This window comes from Streptomyces sp. NPDC005551 (genome assembly GCF_042871785.1).
In the GTDB taxonomy this organism is placed as follows: domain Bacteria; phylum Actinomycetota; class Actinomycetes; order Streptomycetales; family Streptomycetaceae; genus Streptomyces.
In genome coordinates, this window is record NZ_JBIAJE010000006.1 from 573,088 (window position 1) to 595,039 (window position 21,952).

General features: G+C 72.3%; 16 protein-coding genes. 14 read left to right on the forward strand and 2 right to left on the reverse strand.

Going from position 1 to position 21,952, the window contains the following annotated elements:
* The first annotated feature begins 418 nt into the window (after window positions 1-418).
* The 9 genes from gatC to ACFYP4_RS20670 all read left to right on the forward strand — a co-directional run bounded on the left by gatC (window position 419) and on the right by ACFYP4_RS20670 (window position 11,218).
* Entirely contained in the window at window positions 419-715 is a 297-nt protein-coding gene (gene gatC, locus ACFYP4_RS20630) for an Asp-tRNA(Asn)/Glu-tRNA(Gln) amidotransferase subunit GatC (protein ID WP_190154674.1), read from the forward strand.
* 5 nt (window positions 716-720) lie between these two features.
* Window positions 721-2,226, forward strand: coding sequence for an Asp-tRNA(Asn)/Glu-tRNA(Gln) amidotransferase subunit GatA (gatA, locus tag ACFYP4_RS20635; RefSeq protein WP_358855977.1), 1,506 nt, complete (start codon window positions 721-723; stop codon window positions 2,224-2,226).
* Window positions 2,223-2,465, forward strand: coding sequence for a hypothetical protein (locus tag ACFYP4_RS20640; protein ID WP_358855976.1), 243 nt, complete (start codon window positions 2,223-2,225; stop codon window positions 2,463-2,465). Before gatA ends, ACFYP4_RS20640 begins: the two co-directional genes overlap by 4 nt.
* A 16-nt stretch (window positions 2,466-2,481) precedes the next feature.
* A complete protein-coding gene (gene gatB, locus ACFYP4_RS20645; RefSeq protein ID WP_358855975.1) occupies window positions 2,482-3,996 on the forward strand; it encodes an Asp-tRNA(Asn)/Glu-tRNA(Gln) amidotransferase subunit GatB in 1,515 nt (504 codons plus the stop codon).
* Between the two features lie 269 nt (window positions 3,997-4,265).
* A complete protein-coding gene (locus tag ACFYP4_RS20650) occupies window positions 4,266-6,512 on the forward strand; it encodes an MMPL family transporter (protein ID WP_388786853.1) in 2,247 nt (748 codons plus the stop codon).
* Between the two features lie 158 nt (window positions 6,513-6,670).
* Window positions 6,671-7,252: a hypothetical protein gene (locus tag ACFYP4_RS20655; RefSeq protein ID WP_388786856.1), complete on the forward strand. Its 582-nt coding sequence runs from the start codon at window positions 6,671-6,673 to the stop codon at window positions 7,250-7,252.
* A gap of 185 nt (window positions 7,253-7,437) precedes the next feature.
* Complete coding sequence (locus ACFYP4_RS20660; RefSeq protein ID WP_358855972.1) at window positions 7,438-7,635, forward strand: hypothetical protein; 198 nt, start codon at window positions 7,438-7,440, stop codon at window positions 7,633-7,635.
* Between the two features lie 188 nt (window positions 7,636-7,823).
* On the forward strand, window positions 7,824-10,892 hold the full coding sequence (locus ACFYP4_RS20665; protein ID WP_388786859.1) for an AAA family ATPase: 3,069 nt from the start codon (window positions 7,824-7,826) through the stop codon (window positions 10,890-10,892).
* A gap of 32 nt (window positions 10,893-10,924) precedes the next feature.
* On the forward strand, window positions 10,925-11,218 hold the full coding sequence (locus tag ACFYP4_RS20670; RefSeq protein WP_388786899.1) for a DUF6191 domain-containing protein: 294 nt from the start codon (window positions 10,925-10,927) through the stop codon (window positions 11,216-11,218).
* A gap of 9 nt (window positions 11,219-11,227) precedes the next feature.
* On the opposite strand, the gene ACFYP4_RS20675 is transcribed toward ACFYP4_RS20670, so the two are convergent.
* Window positions 11,228-12,358, reverse strand: coding sequence for a PQQ-dependent sugar dehydrogenase (locus ACFYP4_RS20675; protein ID WP_388786902.1), 1,131 nt, complete (start codon window positions 12,356-12,358; stop codon window positions 11,228-11,230).
* A 128-nt stretch (window positions 12,359-12,486) separates the two neighbouring features.
* Window positions 12,487-13,485: an aldo/keto reductase gene (locus tag ACFYP4_RS20680; protein ID WP_358855750.1), complete on the reverse strand. Its 999-nt coding sequence runs from the start codon at window positions 13,483-13,485 to the stop codon at window positions 12,487-12,489.
* Between the two features lie 75 nt (window positions 13,486-13,560).
* On the opposite strand from ACFYP4_RS20680, the gene ACFYP4_RS20685 reads away from it, so the two are divergent.
* The 5 genes from ACFYP4_RS20685 (at window position 13,561) to ilvC (ending at window position 21,786) form a co-directional block, all read left to right on the forward strand.
* Entirely contained in the window at window positions 13,561-14,502 is a 942-nt protein-coding gene (locus ACFYP4_RS20685) for a 2-hydroxyacid dehydrogenase (RefSeq protein WP_358855749.1), read from the forward strand.
* A gap of 403 nt (window positions 14,503-14,905) precedes the next feature.
* Window positions 14,906-17,992, forward strand: a complete 3,087-nt coding sequence (locus ACFYP4_RS20690) for a putative bifunctional diguanylate cyclase/phosphodiesterase (protein WP_388786863.1) — start codon at window positions 14,906-14,908, stop codon at window positions 17,990-17,992.
* A gap of 229 nt (window positions 17,993-18,221) precedes the next feature.
* A complete protein-coding gene (locus ACFYP4_RS20695) occupies window positions 18,222-20,078 on the forward strand; it encodes an acetolactate synthase large subunit (protein ID WP_358855747.1) in 1,857 nt (618 codons plus the stop codon).
* A gap of 26 nt (window positions 20,079-20,104) precedes the next feature.
* Entirely contained in the window at window positions 20,105-20,629 is a 525-nt protein-coding gene (gene ilvN / locus ACFYP4_RS20700) for an acetolactate synthase small subunit (protein ID WP_358855746.1), read from the forward strand.
* Between the two features lie 155 nt (window positions 20,630-20,784).
* Window positions 20,785-21,786 carry a ketol-acid reductoisomerase gene (gene ilvC / locus ACFYP4_RS20705; RefSeq protein ID WP_358855745.1) on the forward strand — a complete coding sequence of 334 codons (1,002 nt, stop codon included), beginning with the start codon at window positions 20,785-20,787 and terminating at the stop codon, window positions 21,784-21,786.
* Window positions 21,787-21,952: the final 166 nt, after the last annotated feature.

Consider the following 21,952-nt stretch of genomic DNA (forward strand, 5'->3'; position numbering starts at 1 on the left):
CCGCGGGTGCGCCTCGTGCCGGCCTCCGGCCGGATCGTTCCCCGCCCACGCACCGCCCGTAACCGTCTCCCGACAGGCCCAGCTCTCCCGTGGGGCTTCCCCGCCGTCGGCGTTCGTTCGTTCGTGGGTGGCCTCGCCGCGCGCGCCGCCCGTGACCGACTGCCGGCAGGCTGGACTCTCCCGTGGGGCCTGCCCGCCGTCGGCGTTCGTTCGTTCGTGGGTGGCCTCGCCGCGCGCGCCGCCTGTGACCGACTGCCGGCAGGCTGGACTCTCCCGTGGGGCCTGCCCGCCGTCGGCGTTCGTTCGTTCGTTCGTGGGGGGAGCTTCCGGGGTCCCCGGGAAACCCGTGCGCGGGCATCCGTACCGGCGCCATAGGATTGGGGCCCCACCACACTCACTCACCCCAGAGGATCGCTGCATGCCTGGCATCACGCGCGAGGAGGTCGCCCACCTCGCACGGCTGGCGCGTCTGGAGCTGAAGGGCGAAGAGCTCGACCACTTCGCAGGCCAGCTCGACGACATCATCGGCGCGGTCGCCCGCGTCAGCGAGGTCGCCGACCAAGACGTACCGCCGACCTCTCACCCGCTGCCGCTGACGAACGTCATGCGCGCGGACGAGGTCCGTCCGTCGCTCACCCCCGAGCAGGCGCTCTCCGGCGCCCCGGCCCAGGAGCAGCGGCGTTTCAAGGTGCCGCAGATCCTGGGGGAGGACTAATCACCATGACGGACACCAACGTCAACATCATCAGGCTGACCGCCGCGGAGATCGCCGGCAGGATCGCCGCCGGCGAGCTCACCGCCGTCGAGGTCACCGAGGCCCACCTCGCCCGCATCGGCGCGGTCGACGAGAAGGTCCACGCCTTCCTGCACGTCGACCGCGAGGGCGCGCTGGCCCAGGCCCGCGCCGTCGACGCCAAGCGGGAGCGGGGCGAGCGGCTCGGCCCCCTCGCCGGCGTTCCCCTCGCGCTCAAGGACATCTTCACCACCGAGGGTGTCCCGACCACGGTCGGCTCCAAGATGCTCGAGGGCTGGATCCCGCCGTACGACGCGACCGTCACCAAGCGGCTGAAGGACGCCGACGTCGTCATCCTCGGCAAGACCAACATGGACGAGTTCGCCATGGGGTCGTCGACGGAGAACAGCGCGTACGGCCCGACCGGCAACCCCTGGGACCTGACCAGGATCCCCGGCGGCTCCGGCGGCGGCTCCTCCGCCGCGCTCGCCTCCTTCCAGGCGCCGCTGGCCATCGGCACGGACACCGGCGGCTCGATCCGCCAGCCCGCGGCCGTCACCGGCACCGTCGGCGTCAAGCCGACGTACGGCGGCGTCTCGCGCTACGGCATGGTCGCCTTCTCCAGCTCCCTCGACCAGGGCGGTCCCTGCGCCCGTACGGTCCTGGACGCGGCCCTGCTGCACGAGGTCATCGCCGGGCACGACCCGCTCGACTCCACCTCCATCGACGCGCCGGTCCCGCCGGTCGTCGAGGCCGCCCGCAACGGCAGCGTCGCCGGCATGCGTGTCGGTGTCGTCAAGCAGTTCTCCGGCGAGGGCTACCAGGCCGGTGTCGTCCAGCGCTTCAACGAGTCGGTCGCCCTCCTGAAGGAGCTCGGCGCGGAGATCGTCGAGCTGGACTGCCCGTCCTTCGACCTCGCCCTGTCGGCGTACTACCTGATCGCGCCCTCCGAGTGCTCCTCGAACCTCGCGCGCTTCGACGGCCTGCGCTACGGCCTGCGCGTCGGCGACGACGGCACCCGCTCGGCCGAGGACGTCACGGCCGTCACCCGTGAGGCGGGCTTCGGCGACGAGGTCAAGCGCCGGATCATGCTCGGCACGTACGCGCTGTCCAGCGGCTACTACGACGCCTACTACGGCAGCGCCCAGAAGGTCCGCACGCTCATCACGCGCGACTTCGAGAAGGCCTTCGAGCAGGTCGACGTGATCGTCTCGCCGACCACACCCACCACCGCCTTCCCGATCGGCGAGCGCGCCGACGACCCGATGGCGATGTACCTCGCGGACCTGTGCACCATCCCGACCAACCTGGCGGGCAACGCGGCCATGTCCCTGCCCTGCGGTCTCGCGCCGGAGGACAACCTCCCGGTCGGCCTGCAGATCATCGCCCCCGCGATGAAGGACGACAGGCTGTACAAGGTCGGCGCCGCCGTCGAGGCCGCCTTCGTGGAAAGGTGGGGGCACCCGCTGATCGAGGAGGCTCCGTCGCTGTGAGCAAGACCCTGTCGAAGGCCCAAGGCTTCAAGAAGTCCAAGTCCGGCCTCTACCTGTCCATGGCCACGACCGCTTTCGGCGCGCTCAGCGTCGCCAAGCAGGCCAAGCTGGCCCGCACCGACAACGACACGCTGCGCCTGATCGACGCCGCCGTGTCCGCCGCCGCAATCGTCACCGGCGTCGCCATCCTCTACCGGGAGCTCAAGCGCCTGGGCGACGACGACGTCCTGCTGGGCTGAGAGGGAAGTTTTCACCGTGACCACCACGACCGACCTGGTGTCGTACGAGGACGCGCTGGCGTCGTACGACCCCGTCATGGGCCTCGAAGTCCATGTCGAACTCGGCACCAAGACGAAGATGTTCTGCGGCTGTTCCACCACGCTGGGCGCCGAGCCCAACGCGCAGACCTGCCCGATCTGCCTCGGCATGCCCGGCGCGCTGCCCGTGGTGAACGCGATCGGTGTCGAGTCCGCCATCAAGATCGGTCTCGCGCTGCACTGCGAGATCGCCGAGTGGTGCCGCTTCGCCCGGAAGAACTACTTCTATCCGGACATGCCGAAGAACTTCCAGACCTCCCAGTACGACGAGCCGATCGCCTTCAACGGCTATCTGGACGTCCAGCTGGAGGACGGCGAGGTCTTCCGCGTGGAGATCGAGCGCGCCCACATGGAGGAGGACACCGGCAAGTCCACGCACGTGGGCGGTGCCACCGGCCGCATCCACGGCGCCTCGCACTCGCTCCTGGACTACAACCGCGCCGGCATCCCGCTCATCGAGATCGTCACCAAGCCGATCGAGGGCGCGGGCGAGCGTGCTCCCGAGGTCGCCAAGGCGTACGTCGCCGAGCTGCGCGAGCTCATCAAGGCGCTCGGCGTCTCCGAGGCCCGCATGGAGATGGGCCAGATGCGTTGCGACGTGAACCTGTCGCTGCGCCCGCACGGCCGGGAGAAGTTCGGCACGCGCAGCGAGACGAAGAACGTCAACTCGCTGCGCTCCGTGGAGCGTGCGGCCCGGTACGAGATCCAGCGCCACGCCGCTGTCCTCTCCTCCGGCGGCACGATCATCCAGGAGACCCGCCACTTCCACGAGGACACGGGGTCCACGACCTCGGGCCGGGTGAAGGAGGAGGCCGAGGACTACCGGTACTTCCCGGAGCCCGACCTCGTCCCCGTCGCCCCGTCCCGCGAGTGGGTCGAGGAACTGCGCGCGGGGCTGCCCGAGCAGCCGCTGGCCCGCCGCAACCGGCTGCGCGAGGAGTGGGGCGTGAACGCCCACGACATGCAGTCGATCCTCAACGCGGGCGCGATCGACCCGATCGTCGCCACGATCGAGGCCGGTGCCGACGCCGCCTCCGCCCGCAAGTGGTGGATGGGCGAACTGGCCCGCAGCGCCAACGAGTCGGGCCGGGCCCTGGAGGACCTCCCGATCACCCCGGCGCAGGTCGCCCGGGTGGCACAGCTGGTCGCCGCCGGCGACCTCAACGACAAGCTCGCCCGCCAGGTCATCGAGGGCGTCCTGGCCGGCGAGGGCACCCCGGACGAGGTCGTCGACAAGCGCGGTCTGAAGGTCGTCTCCGACGAGGGCGCGCTGACGGCGGCCGTCGAGGAGGCCATCGCCGGCAACCCGGGCATCGCCGACAAGATCCGCGGCGGCAAGGTCCAGGCCGCGGGCGCGCTCGTCGGCGCGGTCATGAAGGCCACCCGGGGCCAGGCCGACGCGGCCCGCGTCAAGGAGCTGATCCTGGAGAAGCTGGGCGTCGGCGAGGGCTGAGCTCCGCAACTCCGTACACCCGAGGGGGACGCGCCGATCCCGGTGCGTCCCCCTCGGTGCGTCCACGGCCGTCACGGTGAGCGACCTAACCCGCCGACCTGGCCGGTCAGGTGTCGCGTGCCGCTGTGAGTAAGCCCACGAAACGGGCAAAGGATCTTTTCCGGCTGTAAGAGTGTCTGAACATTGCTCATACGTTCTTTGCGGGCTGTTCAGTTACATCGTCGGCTGTTCCCGATCAAAGACTTGTACATCATTCAGGGAGCACGTCCGTGGCAGCCCTTGCGCGCTGGTGTGTCCGGCACCGCCTCGTCGCCGTCCTGCTGTGGCTTCTCGCCCTCGGCGGCACGACCGCGGCCGCCGCCGTCACGGGCTCTGCGTACTCGAACGACTACGAGGTCCCCGGCACCGAGTCCGGCCGCGCGTTCCAGCTCCTGCGGGACGGCTTCCCGGGCGTCGGCGGCGACAGCGACACCGTGGTGTGGCGCACGACCCCGGGCACCGTGCGCTCCGCCGACGTCGAGCAGACGATGACCCGCGCCCTGGACCGGATCGCGGACCTGCCCGGCGTCGCCTCGGTCGTCAGCCCGTACGAGGGACGGCACAGCGGGCAGATCAGCGCCGACGGACGTACGGCGTACGCGGCGGTCACCTTCGACGGCCGGGCCGAGACCGTCGGCAAGGCCGAGGCGCAGGCCGTCGTGGACACCGCCAGAGCCGCAGCGACCGACGGGCTCCAGGTGGAACTGGGCGGCACCGCCGTCGCGGCCACCGAGTCGGCGGGCGGGCATCTCGCCGAGGTCGTCGGCGTGCTCGTCGCCGCCGTGGTCCTCTTCCTCGCCTTCGGTTCGTTCGCCGCCTCCATGCTGCCCATCGCCACCGCGCTCGTCGGCGTCGGCACCGCGTACGCCGCGATCGTCCTCCTCGGGCACGCCATGACCGTCGCCGACTTCGCCCCCATGCTGGGCATGCTGGTCGGGCTCGGGGTGGGCATCGACTACGCGCTGTTCATCGTGACCCGGCACCGGCGGGGCCTCAGACGCGGACTCCCGGTGGCCGAGGCCGCGCAGAACGCCGTGGCCACCACCGGCCGGGCGGTCGTCTTCGCGGGCGCCACCGTCTGCATCGCCCTGCTCGGCATGCTCATCCTGCGGCTCGGTTTCCTCAACGGAGTGGCCGTCGCCGCCTCCCTGACCGTGGTCCTCACCGTCGCCGCCTCGGTGACCCTGCTGCCGGCCCTCCTGTCCTTCATCGGCCCGCGCGCCCTGAACCGGCGCGAGCGGCGACGGCTGTCCGAGCACGGGCCCGAGCCGGAGATCCCGACCGGACTGGCCGCCCGCTGGTCCGCCTTCGTGGAGCGCCGGCCGAAGCTGCTCGGCGGCCTCGCCGTCGTCGTCATGGCGCTGCTCGCCCTGCCCGCGTTCTCCCTGCACCTGGGCACGTCCGACCAGGGCAACGGCCCCACGTCGTCGACCACCCGGCAGGCCTACGACCTCATCGGCGAAGGCTTCGGGCCCGGCCTGAACGGCCCGCTGACCCTCGTCACGCCCGTCGGCGGCGGCGCGGACCGGCTTGCGCTCGACAACCTCGACGCCACCCTCCGGTCCACCGAGGGCGTCGCGGCGGTGACACCGGTGACGTACAACTCCGCGGGCGACACCGCGTACCTCACCGTCGTCCCGGAGTCGGCGCCGCAGTCCCGGCGGACCAGCGAGCTCGTCGACCGGCTGCGGGGCGAGGTGCTGCCGCGCGCCGGGGCGGGCACCTCGCTCGATCTGCACGTCGGCGGGGTGACGGCGAGCTACGACGACTTCGCGGACGTCATCGTCGGCAAACTCCCGCTGTTCGTGGGCGTCGTGATCGGACTCGGCTGCCTGCTGCTCCTGGTCGCCTTCCGGTCCCTCGGCATCCCCCTGAAGGCCGCCGTCATGAACATCGCCGCCGTGGCCGCGGCCTTCGGCGTGGTGGTGGCGATCTTCCAGTGGGGCTGGGGCAGCGAACTGCTCGGCCTCGGCAGGGCCGGGCCGATCGAGCCCTTCCTGCCCGTGATCATGGTCTCGGTCCTCTTCGGGCTCTCCATGGACTACCAGGTCTTCCTGGTCAGCCGGATGTACGAGGAGTGGCTGGAGACGGGCGACAACCGGCGGGCCGTCCGGGTCGGCCTCGCCGAGACCAGCCGCGTCATCAACTCGGCGGCCGTCATCATGATCTCGGTCTTCCTCGCCTTCGTGCTCAGCGGCGACCGCGTCATCGCGATGTTCGGCATCGCCCTCGCCGCGGCCGTCGCCCTCGACGCCTTCGTGCTGCGCACCCTGCTCGTCCCCGCCCTGATGCACCTCCTGGGCGGCGCCAACTGGTGGCTGCCGGGCTGGCTCGACAGACGGCTGCCGCGCATCAGCATCGAACCGCCCGAGTGCCGCGCCGCCCACGTCTCCCGTGCGGCCGTCCCGGGCAGCCGCACGCCGACCGACGCACGGACGGCCGAGCGGCGGCGGGACGCGGCGGATGCCGCCGGGTGAGGACGGACGCCCGGCGGCGCGTGCCAGGTGACGACGGACGCCCGGTGGCGCCGCCTGGGGTCGGCCGGGTCGGCCGCGTCGCCTCGTGCGCCGATCGTTATGTACGGACACAGACAACATTAAGAAACCTCTCAGACTCCGTCCGTACCGTGCCCCGCATGGGAACCAAGACAGCCGACGACGCCGGGACCGAGACCGGCACCGAGGCGCAGAGCGACGAGAAGACCGTGGACGTCACCAAGACCGCCGCGCCGGCGACGGTGGCCGAGGAGCAGGACGGGGAGAGGACCGAGGCGCAGGCCGAGGACCGGGAGGCCGCCGAGACCCCCGGAGCCGCCGGGCCCGCGTCCGGCGTGGGCCAGGGCGCCGCCGCCGTCGTCTCCGCCGGACTCGGGGTCGTCTCGCTCACCGGCAGCTGGGTCGCCACCGTGGCCGCCGCGCGCGAGACCCTCGTCGGCCAGCTGCAGACCTCCTCGTCCGCGAGCGTCGCCAAGCAGGTCCAGGAGGTCTACGGAGATGCCTGGCAGGCCACCGCGCTGGTCGGCGGCCTCTTCGCGCTGGCGGCCCTGATCGTCGGCGCCGTGGTGCTGGCCCGCCCCGCCTTCGGCGCCCCCGGCAGGCCCCAGGCCCCCTGGATCAAGTCGGTCGCCTGGGCGGGCGTCGCGCTCGGCGTCCTCGGGCTGCTGCTCGCCGTCGCCAAGTACTCCGACCTGCTGCTCGGACTGCCCTCCGCCGGCTGAGACACCGCGAAGCCCGCATCACCTGAGGGGCCTTAGACCCGCCGTGAGCCGTTCACGGCCGGTCTAAGGCCCCTCGCGCGTTCAAGATGCGGAACTCTCCCGATGTGCCGGACCCCCCTGGGAGACGAAGGTTGAGTCATCGCACAGAGCGACGCCGAGACCGACTCTTCACCAGGGGACACGAGATGTACGAGTACGAGATCCACCAGACCCGTTCCGCCGACCTGATCCGCCGGGCCGAGAACCACCGCCTGGTGCGGGAGGCCCTCCGCGGCCGCCGCGCCGCCCGCCGCGCCGCCGCGCAGGAGTCGGCCCGCCACGACGCCGGAGGGCGGTCCCATACGGACCGTCCCCGCGGGCACCGGTTCGCCCGGGCCGCGTGAGCGTCCGGGCGGGAGAGGGCGGCCGTACGGGGGTCGGCCGCCCTCCCGGGGAGAACACCGTCGTCCCGGCAGCCGGCCCGGCTGCCGGGACGACGGCCGTTCCCGTCGGCGTGCCGGACACCGTCCGCGAGCGGCGTCCGGCGGGCACGCCCCCGATAACCGGTGCCGCTCCGTCGGACCCCTGTGCGATGCTCGGCGCTGTGGAAACCAGGTCTGTCAGCCCGGTGTTCATCGGTCGAGCCGACGAACTGGACGCGCTGCACGATGCGCTCGCCCGCGCCGCCGCGGGCGAGCCCCAGGCGTTGCTGCTCGGCGGCGAGGCCGGTGTCGGCAAGACCCGCCTCCTCGAGGAGTTCGCCACCGCGGCCGGCGCCGAGGGAGCCGTCGTCGCAGTCGGCGGCTGCGTCGAGATCGGCGCCGACGGACTGCCCTTCGCCCCCTTCTCCGGCGCGCTGCGCGCCCTGCGCCGCGAGCTTCCCGGCGAACTCGCCGCCGCGGCCGCCGGACAGGAGGAGGAACTGGCCCGGCTCCTGCCGGAACTCGGCGAGGCCACCCGCGGACGGGGACACGACGAGAACGGCATGGCCCGCCTCTTCGAGCTCACCGCCCGCCTCCTGGAGCGCGTCGCCGCCGACCGCACGGTGGTCCTCGCCCTGGAGGACCTGCACTGGGCCGACGCCTCCACCCGGCACCTCCTCGCCTACCTCTTCCGCACCCTGCGCAGCGGCCGCCTCGTCGTCGTCGCCACCTACCGCGCCGACGACATCCACCGGCGTCACCCCCTGCGTCCCCTGCTCGCCGAGCTCGACCGGCTCCGCACGGTCCGCCGGATCGAACTGGGCCGTTTCAGCCGCGCCGAGGTCGGCCGCCAGATCGCCGGGATCCTCGCCCACGAGCCCGACCCCGCCCAGGTCGACCAGATCTTCGAACGCTCCGACGGGAACGCCTTCTTCGTCGAGGAACTCGCCGTCGCCTCCCCCGAGGACTGCTGCGCCGGTCTCACCGACTCGCTCCGCGACCTGCTGCTCGTCCGTGTCGAAGGGCTCCCCGAGGACGCCCAGCGGGTCGCCCGGATCGTCGCCGAGGGCGGCTCCACCGTCGAGCACCCGCTCCTCGCCGCCGTGGCCCGGCTCGCCGAGGACGACCTGATCGAGGCGCTGCGCGCGGCCGTCGGCGCCAACATCCTGCTGCCCGCGCCCGGCGGCGACGGCTACCGCTTCCGTCACTCCCTGGTCCGCGAGGCCGTCAGCGACGACCTGCTGCCGGGCGAGCGCTCGCGCCTCAACCGCCGGTACGCCGAAGCCCTGGAGGCCCGCCCGGAACTCGTACCGGCCGACGAACGCGCCACCCGGCTGGCGAGCTACTGGTACCACGCCCATGACGCCGCCAAGGCCCTGCCGGCCGTCCTCCACGCCTCGGTCGAGGCCCGCCGCCGGCACGCCCCCTCGGAGCAACTGCGGCTGCTGGAGCGGGCGATGGAGCTGTGGGACGTCGCCCCCGAGGCCGTACGGGCCGGACTGCGTCCCGTCGACTACGCCGAGGTGTACCCGCCCTGCGGCTGCGCCCCGGCCACCACGCCCCTGCGCTATCTCGACCTGATGGCCGAGGCCGCCGTCGCGGGGCGCCTGTGCGGGGAGCGCGAGCGCGCCATGAAGATCACCAAGCGGGCGCTGCGCCTCCTCGAGGACGAGCAGGACCCGTTGCGCGCGGCCTGGTTCTGGGTCCAGCGCTCCCGTCTCGTCCAGGGCCAGGCCCGCGGCGACGGCTGGAAGGAACTCGCCACCGCGCAGGAGCTGGTACGGGGCCTGCCGCCCTCGGAGGTGCACGCCGAGGTCCTCGCCATGGTCGCCGGCTGGTCCATGCTGCACGAACCGGGACCCGACGCGCTCTCCGACGCCCAGCGCGCCGTCGAGTACGCGCGCATGGTCGGCGCCGACGACATCGAGCTGAACGCCCGGCTCACCCTCGGCGGCCTGATGGTCGACGCCGGTGACGTCGAGGCCGGGCTCGCCGAGATGTACGAGGTCAGGGACCGGGTCGTGGAGCGCGGCGTCACCCATGTCGTGGGCCGCAGCCATGTGAACCTGCCGTCCGTCCTGGAGGGCGTCGGCCGCTCCGAGGAGTCGGTCGCCATCCTCCGCGAGGGGATACAACTCACCCGGCGGATGGGCCTGCTGGACTCCGAGGCCTGGGTGTGGACCAACCTCTCCGAGTCGCTCTACTCGCTCGGCCGCTGGGACGAGGCGACCGAGGCCGCGACGAACGCGCACACCACCGGCCAGAGCGCCAAGCCCCGCGGCGGCGGATCCACCCGGCTCGCCCACATCGCCCTCGCCCGGGGCGACATGGCCGGGGCCGCCCGCCACCTGGCCGCCGCCCGCGGCTTCTACGGCACCCACGACCCGATGCCCCAGAACTCCCTGCCGCTGCTGCGCATCACCATCGGCGTCGCCGCCTGCGAGGGCCGTCTCCTGGACGCCCGCACCGCGCTGCACGAGGCCCTGGACGCCGGTTTCCCGCCCGGCACCCAGCGCTACGGCTGGCCGCTGCTGCTGGCCGGCACCACCGCCGAGGCCGACGCCCGCGACCTGCCCGAGGCGGCACCGGGCCGCACGGAGGTCCTCGACCGCATCCGCGGGGCCGCCCGCTCCCTCGCCACCGGGGCACCCATCTGGCAGGCGTACGAGCGGTGGGTGCGCGCGGAACTGCGCCGCGCCGAAGGGGCGTCGGACCCGCACGCCTGGTCCGAAGTCGTCACCGCCGTCGAACCCCTGGCGCGCCCCTACGACCTGGCCCGCGTCCGGCACCGGCTCGCCGAGGCGCTGCTCGCCTCCGGCGCGGGCGACGACGAACGGGCCCGCGCCAGGGAGCTGTTGCGGCTGGCCCGGGAGGCCGCCGTCCATCTCGGCGCCCGTCCCCTCGCCGACTCCGTCGCCGTGCTCGCCCGGCGTGCCCGTATCCCCCTCGCCCACGCCCCCGCCGGGACCGCGCGGGCCGCCGCCGACCCGGTGGAAGCACTCGGCCTGACCAGCCGCGAGCGCGACGTGCTGCGTCTGGTGGCCGCGGGCCGCAGCAACCGCCAGATAGCCGAGCGGCTGTTCATCTCGCCCAAGACGGCCAGCGTCCACGTCTCCAACATCCTCGCCAAGCTCGGTGTCTCCGGCCGCGGCGAGGCGGCGGCGCTGGCGCACCGGCTGCGGCTCTTCCCCCCGGAGCCACCGGCCACCCACGCGGTGGGACAGGGGCCTACGCTGTAGGGATCCGGGCCGAGGGAGGCGCCGTGTTCAACATGTTCGAGGAGCTGTTCGCACCGGGCCGCAAGCACACCGACGACGAACGCAAGCGGCTGGAGCTGACCCGTGTCGACCTGAACGACGGCGACCCGGGGCGTGGGCCCATAGACCTGTCCTCGGGCAAGGTGGTCGTCCGCGCGCGGCAGACACCGGAGCGGGACGCGACCGCGGAAGGAACCTCCTCGGAAGCGGCGGTCCCGGCTTCCCCTGCGGACGCGGTCCCGGCCGCCACGGAAGACGACGGGGTCGCGGGCGCCGACCCGGCGCACGAGCGGCCCGGCGCCGGCTGACGCCTTCGCCTACTTCACCTCCAGCTCCAGGATCCTGTCGTCCCCGGCGCCGGGGGACCCGCGGCCGTCCGTCTCGCTCGTCACCAGCCACAGCCTGTCGCTGCCCGCGGAGACCACCGTGCGCAGCCGGCCGTACTCGCCCTTGAGGAACGCCTGCGGCTTCGCCGAGGCGCTGGTGCCCGCCAGGGGGATCCGCCACAGGCACCGGCCGCGCAGGCCCGCCATCCAGACCGAGCCCTCCGCCAGGGCGATGCCGCTGGGGGAGGCCTCGTCCGTGTGCCACTGGGCGACCGGGTTCTTGAAGCTGCCGTCGTCGCTGCGGCCCTCGGCGTCGGGCCAGCCGTCGTTGTCACCGGGACCGATGTGGTTCAGCTCGTCCCAGGTGTCCTGGCCGAACTCGGACGCCCACAGACGCTGCTTGTCGTCCCAGGCGAGGCCCTGGACGTTGCGATGGCCGTACGAGTAGACGACGGAGCCGTCGAAGGGGTTGCCCGGGGCCGGCTCGCCCTCCGGCGTCATCCTGAGGATCTTGCCGGCCGGTGACTTCCTGTCCTGGGCCAGGCCCTTGTCGCCGGTCTCGCCCGTGCCCGCGTACAGCATCCTGTCCGGGCCGAACGCGATCCGCCCGCCGTTGTGGATGAACCCCTTGGGGATGCCTCTGAAGACCGTGTCCGGGGCGCCCAGCTGCTCGCCCGCCGGCTTTTCGTCCTCGTACAGCATGCGGACGATGCGGTTGTCCGACGCGGTGGTGAAGTACGCGTAGACCATGTGGTCCGAGGCGTACTCGGGGGACAGGGCGAGGCCCAGGAGGCCGCCCTCGCCCTCCGCGGCCACTCCCGGCACCCGGCCCAGCTCCGTCTTCCTGCCCGTCTTCGCGTCGACGCGGGTGATCGTGCCCTCGTCGCGGGAGGAGACGAGCAGGTCGCCGCCCGGCAGCGGGGCCAGGCCCCAGGGGGTCTTCAGACCCTCGGTGACCGTGCGCACCACCTCGACCGAGCCCTTCGCGGGCGGGGTGTCCTCCGGGGGCTTCGCGGAGGACGAGGTCCCCGGGCTCGTCCTGCCCGGTGACGCGCCGGCGGTGACGTCCGGCCCTCCTCCGTCACCGGAGGAACAGCCTGCCGTCAGTAGGAGCGCGGACATGGCCAACACGGCCGTCACAGCTCGACGTTGCACGATCAAGGTCCCTTCGACGCGGCGGTCCTCCTGTTCATACACCGCTCGCGGCCCACAGGTTCCCGATCAAGCGCGGCCGGTGCCGGGAACTTCGGTCAGTCCCAGGATCCCTGGGCCGGCGGCAGGCGCGCCACCCGGGCCAGATCCTCCGCCGTCAGCCGCAGTTCCCCCGCGCGCGCGTTCTCCGTCACCCACCGCTCCCGCTTGGCGCCGGGCACCGGCACCACGTGCGGGCCCTGGGCCAGGACCCAGGCCAGGGCCACCTGCGCCGGGGTCACCCCGGCGCCGTACCGTTCGGCGATCCGGCGCAGTCCGACGACGATCGGCTGGTTGGCGGCCATCATCTCGGCCGTGAAGCGGGGGTGCCTGGCGCGCAGGTCGTCCCGTTCGAAGCCCTCGCCGGGTGTCAGCGTCCCGGTCAGGAACCCGTTGCCGAGCGGCATCGCGGCGAGGAAACCCACCCCGCGTGCCGCGCACCACGGCAGCAGCGCGTCCAGCGCCTCCGGCGACCACACCGACAGCTCGGCCTGCACGGCGCTCACCGGGAACACCTGCTGCACCCGCTCCAGCTGCCGGATCGTCCCGTCGTGCAGCCGGGCACCCGCCCGGCGGCGGGAGCGCGCGCCCACCGCACACAGCCCCAGCGCGCGCACCTTCCCCGCCGCCACCAGCTCCGCCATCGCGCCCCAGGTCTCCTCGACCGGTATCTCCGGGTCCGCGCGGTGCAGCTGGTAGAGATCGATCACGTCCGTCTGCAGCCGGCGCAGCGAGGCGTCGCAGGCCCGTTTCACGTAGCGGGGGCGGCCGTTGGCCACGATGTGCTGCTCGCCCACCAGCAGCCCGACCTTGGTCGAGACGAACGCCTCGGCGCGCCGCTCCCTCAACACCCGCCCCACCAGCAGCTCGTTGGTGAACGGGCCGTACATGTCGGCGGTGTCCAGCAGCGACGAGCCCACGTCGAGAGCCCGGTGCACGGTCCGCAGCGACTCCTCACCCCGCTGCCGCGAGCCGCTGTACGCCCAGCTCATCGGCATGCACCCCAGGCCCACGGCCCCCACATCGAGCGTCGCCGCACCGATCGTCCTGCGCTCCACGTGGCCGAACCCTCCCTCTCCTGGCACCCCAAACTAACCAATGGGCGGGCGCGGCCTTCGCATAGCCTCCTGACCATGACTTCCGATGTGTGGCTTCCGTTCGGCGCGGACGAGATCGAGGGCCTCCCCGCGGGCTTCGACTACCGCTTCTGGAACGGCGACCAGGAATTTCCCGCAGACCCCGCCGCATGCGCCTTCTACGTGGTGCCGTACATGAAGGGCGCGGAGGTCTCCGTGCGCCCGCTGCCCCGGATGACGTCCGTGCGGGCCGTCCAGACCCTGTCCGCGGGCATCGACCACGTCGAACCGGGCCTCGCACACCTGCGCCCGGGCGTGCGGCTGTGCAACGCGCGCGGAGTGCACGAGGCCAGCACCGGCGAACTCGCCCTGACGCTCGTCCTCGCCTCGCTGCGCGGCATCCCCGACTTCGTCCGGGGACAGGACAGGGAGGAGTGGCGGTCCGGCTTCCGTCCGGCGCTGGCCGACAAGTCCGTCCTCATCGTGGGCTACGGGTCGATCGGCGCCGCGATCGAGGACCGGCTCGCGCCCTTCGAACTCGCGCGGGTCGTGCGCGTCGCGCGCTCAGCCCGCACCACGGAGCGCGGCCCGGTGCACCCGCTCACCGACCTGCCCGCCCTGCTGCCCGACGCCGACGTCGTCATCCTGTCCACCCCGCTCGACGACAGCACCCGTGGCCTGGCCGGCGCGGACTTCCTCGCCCGCATGAAGGACGGCGCCCTCCTCGTGAACGTCGCCCGCGGGCCCGTCGTGGACACCAAGGCCCTGCTCGCCGAACTGGAGACCGGGCGGATCACCGCGGCCCTCGACGTGACGGACCCCGAACCGCTGCCGCCGGGCCATCCGTTGTGGCACGCGCCGGGTGTGCTCGTCAGCCCGCACGTCGGCGGGCCCACGTCCGCGTTCCTGCCGCGCGCCAAGCGGCTCCTGGTCGCACAGCTGAACCGCTTCGCGCGCGGGGAGCCGCTGGCGAACGTCGTCCGCACGACGGGCGCTTGAACCGCGTACCGTTCACTCCCCGTCCGCTTCGGGCACCCTCCGGAGTCCTCCGGACGCGGTGCGTACCGGCGTTCCCGCTGGTAGTTACAGAGCGTAGAGGAACTATGTCCCTGAGTGACGAGACTGGTGTATCGTCCCGACAGGGGCTGCGCCGCGGACCGTTCGGCGCCGGGGACGAGCGTTCAGGACTGCGAGGGGGGCGACGGGCGATGCACGGCCTATGGACCACCGATCCGACGCGGCGGGGCCGCCGACGGCGACCCCGGCTCGCGATGACGCGCAGACGCGGACCCGGCCACGGCGCTCACCACCAGCACCGCAGGCCCAGCGGCCGCAGGAGGCACACACATCCCGCGCACCGGGACCGCCGGGACCCGGGAGCGGCACGGGCCGGGTGGGCGCGGTGAGTTCCCCGCCGCCCGCCGCCTTCGACGGGCCGCTGCGCACGCCGCGGCTCCTCGGGGCGCTGCTCACCCGCGGTCCCGCGCCGGGCGGGGGGACGAGCCTGCGGGCGCAGCTCGCCCTGGCCCTGGTGTGCGCCGCGTACGCCGTCGGTTCCGCGTTCGGCTGGGGTTCCCCCCATGCCGCTCTCGTCATGGGCGACTTCGGGCTGAGCGCCGCCGCGGGGACCGCCGCGGTCTCCTGCTTCCTGTACGCCCGCAGGCGGCGCATCCGCTTCCGGCCGGCCTGGCTGCTGTTCTCGCTGTCCTCCGTGATGGCCGCGCTGGGCAACCTGGTCTGGGGGTGGTACGAGGTCGTGCTCGGGATCGCCGTGCCCAGCCCGAGTTACGCGGACCTGTTCTTCCTGTGCTTCGCGCCGCCGGCCATCGTGGGTCTCCTCGTGCTGGCCAAGAGGCCGGTGACCAAGGCCGGCTGGGTCTGCCTGGCCCTGGACGCGTGGCTGATCGGCGGCTCGCTGCTCACCCTGTCGTGGAGTCTGGCGCTCGCGCAGGCGGCCAAGACGGGCGGGCCGAGCGTCCCGCACACCGCGCTCTCCCTCGCCTACCCGCTCCTGGACATCGCCCTGGTCAGCATGGTTCTCGCGCTGCACTTCCGGCGGTCGGCGGTGAACCGGTCCGCGGTGAACACCGCCATCGGCGCGCTCGCCCTGACGGTGATGTGCGACGCCCTGTTCACCTCGCCCCTGCTGCACAACGGCTACCGCTCGGGACAGCTCCTGGACGCGGGCTGGTTCGCCGGTTCCCTGCTGCTCGCCTACGCCCCCTGGGCCGGCGGGGGCCCCGGGCACCCGGACGCCGAGGGGTACACGCGCGTGGTCCACGAGCACGTCCCCGGGCAGCGTCCCGGCGGTCCCGTCCGCGGACCGCGACAGGGCCCTCTCCCCGCGCCCGGCCACGCTTCGCCACCGCCGGGATCCCCGCCAGGACACGCTCCGCCACCGCCGGGATCCGTACCGGGACACACTCCGCTCCCGGGCTCCGTGCCCGGCGGCGACCGGGGACGGTTTCCGGCCACCCGGCCCATCACCGGTTCGCTGGCCGCGCTCACGCCCTATCTGGCCGCCGCGGTCTGCACCCTGGGCATTCTCTACAACGTGCTGAACGGCCACAGCGTCGACCGTGTCGTGCTGATCACCGGCGGCACGGTCGTCCTCGCCCTCGTCGTGCGCCAGGGCATCATGCTTCTCGACAACATCACGCTCACCCAGGAACTGGCCCAGAAGGAGAACCACTTCCGCTCCCTGGTCCAGGGCTCCAGCGACGTCATCATGATCGCCGCGCCCAACGGCATCCTTCGGTACGTGAGTCCGGCCGCCGCCGGGGTCTACGGCCGGCCCGCCGAGGAGCTCGTCGGCTCCGAGCTGGCCGCCCTGATCCACCCCGAGGACCTCGGGTCCGTGCTGCACGAGGTGCGCCGTTTCCTGGCCGCCGGCCACAGCGAGGAACCCACCGCCCGCATCGAGTGCCGCTTCAAGTCGGGTGACGGCGGCTGGCTCAACGTGGAGTCCACCGTCAACCGCCACCACGGCGGCCTCATCTTCAACAGCCGTGACGTGACCGAAAGGGTCCGGCTCCAGGCGCAGTTGCAGCACAACGCCGAGCACGACCCGCTCACCGACCTGCCCAACCGCGCCCTGTTCACCCGGCGTGTGCAGCAGGCGCTGTCCGGCCGCCGCTCCTCCGACCGCGGCACCGCCGTCCTCTTCATCGACCTCGACGGCTTCAAGGCGGTGAACGACACCATCGGGCACCAGGCGGGCGACGAGCTCCTCGTCCAGGCCGCCTGCAGGCTCCAGGACTCCGTACGGCAGGGCGACACGGCCGCCCGCCTCGGCGGCGACGAGTTCGCGGCCCTCATCGTCGGCGACGGCACCCGCGACCGCACCGCGCGCGAGCGTCACATCATGGAACTCGCCGACCGGCTCAGGATCACCCTGTCCCAGCCGTACGCCATCGACGGCAACGATGTCCGGGTCGCCGCCTCCATCGGAGTCGCCTTCGCGGAACCGGGCCTCGGCGCGGGCGAGCTGCTGCGCAACGCGGACCTCGCCATGTACCGGGCCAAGGGCGCGGGCAAGGGCCGCGTCGAGCTGTACGCACCCCAGATGCAGCAGGACGTCGTCCGCAAGGCGGAACTGGCGACACGGCTGCGGGCCGCCCTGCACGACGGCGAGTTCGCGCTGCTCCACCAGCCGGTGGTCTCCCTGGAGACCGGCCGGATCTCGTCGGTCGCCGCCCAGGCGCGCTGGCGCTCTTCCCAGGGCGTCTTCTTCACCCCGGCCGAGTTCCTGCGCGTGGCCGAGGACAGCGACCGCACCTCCGAGCTCGGCCGCTGGGTGCTGGAGCAGGCCGTCCAGCACGCCGCCGAGCGCGCGGCCCACGGCCTGCCCGTGCCCGTCGCCGTCCGGATGAGCGCCCGCAGGCTGCTGGACCGCTCGATGCCGCTCGGCTCCGTCGAGGCGCTGCTCACCCGGCACGGCCTCGCCTCGGGCGGCCTGGTCGTCGAGCTGTCCGACATGGACCCCCGGGTCTCCCTGGACGAGCTGGAGCGCCGCCTGAACGCCCTGCGGCGCATGGGCGTCCGGATCGCCCTGGACGGCTTCGGCAGCGGCTACGCGGCCATCACCGCCCTGCGGCGGCTCCCCGTCGACGTACTGAAACTCGACCGCGGCCTGATCGAGGGGGTCGTCGAGTCCGCCCGGCTGCACAAGATCACCAGCGGGCTGCTGCGCATCGCCACCGACCTCGGGCTGCAGTCCGTGGCCGACGGGGTGGATCTCCCAGAGCAGGTCGTCGCCCTGCGCGCGATGGGCTGCACGCACGGACAGGGGATGGCCTTCTCCGGGCCCCTCGACGAGTACCGGCTGCGGCGCGCGCTGTCCCGCGGCCACTGTCCGGTGCCGCACGGCCCGGTGGAGCCCGCGTTCGCCGGCAAGGGCGCCGGGATGTTCGGCGGCGGCCTCCCCGTCGGCTTCGCGGGCGGCACCGTGCTGCGTTCACATAATGAGACTCCCGTCCCACCCACTTGACAGCCGGTGCGTGCCGGAGGGAGGGTCAATGCCATGCGCACCCGAATTCTCGTACTTGGAAAGCGCGTCGGCTGAAGCTGGGGCACACCGGAGGACGATCCGGAAACACCCAGCGACCGCACCCGGCGCGCTCCCCTCGCTTGCCTCACGGCACGAGGGGTTTTTTGTTGCACAGGCACCTGTCGTACACCGCACAAACCTCGCAAAAACCCTCAGCATCGAGAAGAGAATGCCGATGACCGACCAGGCCACCGGGGCCCACCATCCGCAGCCGCGGCCCCGTTCCGGAGGACATCAGTCCGCCCCCGAGCGCGTCACGGGTGCGCAGTCCCTCATCCGTTCTCTGGAGGAGGTCGGGGCCGACACGGTATTCGGCATTCCCGGCGGTGCGATCCTTCCGGCCTACGACCCCCTGATGGACTCGACGCGCGTTCGGCACGTGCTCGTCCGTCACGAGCAGGGTGCGGGTCACGCGGCCACCGGCTACGCGCAGGCCACCGGCAGGGTCGGCGTCTGCATGGCGACGTCGGGACCGGGCGCCACCAACCTGGTCACGCCGATCGCCGACGCCCACATGGACTCCGTGCCGATGGTCGCCATCACCGGCCAGGTCGCCTCCAAGGCGATCGGCACGGACGCCTTCCAGGAGGCCGACATCGTCGGCATCACGATGCCGATCACCAAGCACAACTTCCTGGTGACCAAGGCCGAGGACATCCCGCGGACGATCGCGGAGGCCTTCCACATCGCCTCCACCGGCCGCCCCGGTCCCGTCCTCGTCGACATCGCCAAGGACGCCCTCCAGGCACAGACCACCTTCAGCTGGCCGCCCACCCAGGACCTGCCCGGCTACCGCCCGGTGACCAAGCCGCACGCCAAGCAGATCCGCGAGGCCGCCAAGCTGATCACCGCCGCGAAGCGGCCGGTCCTGTACGTCGGCGGCGGCGTCCTGAAGGCCCGGGCCACCGCAGAACTGAAGGTCCTCGCCGAACTCACCGGAGCGCCCGTCACCACCACCCTGATGGCGCTCGGCGCATTCCCCGACAGCCACCCGCTGCACGTGGGAATGCCGGGCATGCACGGTGCGGTCACCGCCGTCACCGCGCTGCAGAAGGCCGACCTGATCGTCGCCCTCGGAGCCCGCTTCGACGACCGCGTCACCGGCAAGCTGGACAGCTTCGCCCCGTTCGCCAAGATCGTCCACGCCGACGTCGACCCGGCCGAGATCGGCAAGAACCGCGCCGCCGACGTGCCGATCGTCGGTGACGCCCGCGAGGTCATCGCCGACCTGGTCCAGGCCGTCCAGAAGGAGCACAGCGACGGCCACCAGGGCGACTACACCGCCTGGTGGAAGGACCTCGACCGCTGGCGCGAGACGTACCCGCTGGGCTACGAGCAGCCCGACAACGGCTCGCTGTCGCCGCAGCAGGTGATCGAGCGCATCGGCCAACTCGCGCCCGAGGGCACGGTCTTCGCGGCGGGCGTCGGCCAGCACCAGATGTGGGCCGCGCACTACATCCGGTACGAGCGGCCCGCGACCTGGCTGAACTCCGGCGGCGCCGGGACGATGGGCTACGCGGTCCCGGCCGCGATGGGCGCCAAGGCCGGCGTCCCGGACCGGACGGTCTGGGCGATCGACGGCGACGGCTGCTTCCAGATGACCAACCAGGAACTCACCACCTGCGCCCTGAACAACATCCCGATCAAGGTCGCCATCATCAACAACGGTGCCCTCGGGATGGTCCGCCAGTGGCAGACCCTCTTCTACAACCAGCGGTACTCCAACACCGTGCTGCACTCCGGCCCCGGGGCGAGCGGCAAGGAGCCCAGTGCGGGCACCCGCGTCCCCGACTTCGTGAAACTGTCGGAGGCCATGGGCTGCTACGCCATCCGCTGCGAGTCCCCGGCCGACCTCGACAAGGTCATCGAGGAGGCGAACTCGGTCAACGACCGCCCGGTCGTCGTGGACTTCATCGTCCACGAGGACGCGATGGTGTGGCCGATGGTCGCCGCCGGCACCTCGAACGACGAGATCATGGCCGCCCGGGACGTCCGCCCCGACTTCGGCGACAACGAAGACGACTGAGGGCCGTAGGAAAAGGAACGAGACCCATGTCCAAGCACACGCTCTCCGTCCTGGTCGAGAACAAGCCGGGCGTCCTCGCCCGGATCACCGCCCTGTTCTCGCGTCGCGGCTTCAACATCGACTCGCTCGCGGTCGGTGTCACCGAGCACCCCGACATCTCCCGCATCACGATCGTGGTGAGCGTCGCCGACCTGCCGCTGGAGCAGGTGACCAAGCAGCTCAACAAACTCGTCAACGTCCTGAAGATCGTCGAACTGGAGCCGGGTTCCGCCGTTCAGCGGGAACTCGTTCTGGTGAAGGTGCGCGCCGACAACGAGACGCGCTCCCAGATCACCGAGATCGTCCAGCTGTTCCGCGCCAAGACCGTCGACGTCTCCCCGGAGGCCGTCACCATCGAGGCCACCGGCGGCAGCGACAAGCTGGAGGCCATGCTCAGGATGCTGGAGCCGTTCGGTATCAAGGAGCTCGTCCAGTCAGGCACGATCGCCATCGGCCGCGGCGCCCGCTCGATCACCGACCGGTCGCTGCGCGCCCTCGACCGGTCCGCCTGACCGCCGGCGCCGGGGACGGCCCGTCCCCGGCTCCGGTACGACCGGAAACGGACGGCTCGCAGTCGCCGACCGCCCGTATTCCGAGACCCGAAGACTTCCCCTCCCTCGCCCGCCGTACGGTGGGACGCAACACCAGCACACCAAGGAGATCCCCAGTGGCCGAGCTGTTCTACGACGACGATGCCGACCTGTCCATCATCCAGGGCCGCAAGGTCGCGGTCATCGGTTACGGCAGCCAGGGCCACGCCCACGCGCTGTCGCTCCGTGACTCGGGTGTCGACGTCCGCGTCGGTCTGCACGAGGGCTCCAAGTCCAAGGCCAAGGCCGAGGAGCAGGGCCTGCGCGTGGTGACGCCGTCGGAGGCGGCGGCCGAGGCCGACGTCATCATGATCCTGGTCCCGGACCCGATCCAGGCCCAGGTCTACGAGGAGTCCATCAAGGACAACCTGAACGACGGCGACGCGCTGTTCTTCGGCCACGGCCTGAACGTCCGCTTCGGCTTCATCAAGCCCCCGGCCGGCATCGACGTGTGCATGGTCGCCCCGAAGGGCCCGGGCCACCTGGTGCGCCGTCAGTACGAGGAGGGCCGCGGCGTTCCCTGCATCGCGGCCGTCGAGCAGGACGCCACCGGCGACGCGTTCGCGCTGGCGCTCTCGTACGCCAAGGGCATCGGCGGCACCCGCGCCGGCGTCATCAAGACGACGTTCACCGAGGAGACCGAGACCGACCTGTTCGGTGAGCAGGCCGTTCTCTGCGGTGGTACGGCCGCGCTGGTCAAGGCGGGCTTCGAGACGCTGACCGAGGCCGGCTACCAGCCGGAGATCGCGTACTTCGAGTGCCTCCACGAGCTGAAGCTCATCGTCGACCTGATGTACGAGGGCGGCCTGGAGAAGATGCGCTGGTCGGTCTCCGAGACCGCCGAGTGGGGCGACTACATCACCGGCCCGCGGATCATCACCGACGCCACCAAGGCGGAGATGAAGAAGGTCCTCACGGAGATCCAGGACGGCACGTTCGCCCAGCAGTGGATGGACGAGTACCACGGCGGCCTGAAGAAGTACAACGAGTACAAGACCCAGGACGAGAACCACCTCCTGGAGACCACCGGCAAGGAGCTCCGCAAGCTCATGAGCTGGGTCAACGACGACGAGGCGTGAGCCCCGCGGCGGGGGGGGGGGGGGGGGGGGGGGGGCCGGGCGCCCCCCCCCCCCCCCCCCCCCCCCCCCCCCGCGACGTGGTGTCCGGGGCCACGGACGTCGCGGGCATCGTCATCTGACGACACGTCAGTTATGGTGCGCTGCCATGGGGTCCATGGGGCGTACC